Source organism: Massilia sp. 01N410 (genome assembly GCF_056399665.1).
This window is the reverse complement of record NZ_JBFTRV010000071.1, coordinates 1-466: the sequence shown is the minus strand read 5'-3', so window position 1 is coordinate 466 and position 466 is coordinate 1. Positions and strand designations below refer to the sequence as shown.

Below are 466 nucleotides of genomic sequence, written 5' to 3'. Positions count from 1 at the left end.
AGCCACGTATTTCCATCGACTACCTGGCCGGTCGCAGCCTGGCGGTCGGGCCGTTCAAGGAATGGTATGTCGCGTTCGACTGGATCTATGACCACGGCAGCAGCACCGCCAATCGCGCCAACACGCTTTACAGTGGCCTGGGCACCGACATCGACACCCATTCRCGGGTCAACCTGTCGGCCAACTTCTACGGGCGCTATCAGTGGGARAACTACGGCGCCAGCAATGAATACTCATGGGATGGTTATCGCGCCCAGTTGAAGTACATCGTGCCCATCGACCGCTTCAGCAACGGCGCGTCACTGACTTACATCGGCTTCACCAACTTCGACTTTGGTTCGGATCTGCATAAAGACAATCCGGCACGCACGGCCAACGCCACCGTGGCCACTAACGTATTGCTCTATTCATTCACGCACCTGCGCTTCACCCTGGTCGGGCGTTATTTCCATAACGGTGGTAACTG

General features: G+C 57.1%; 1 protein-coding gene. It reads left to right on the top strand.

Annotated features, from left to right (window positions below):
- Positions 1–466: outer membrane protein OmpK (locus tag AC1DOP_RS27285; protein ID WP_477254419.1), on the top strand; the 466-nt coding region annotated here is incomplete at both ends.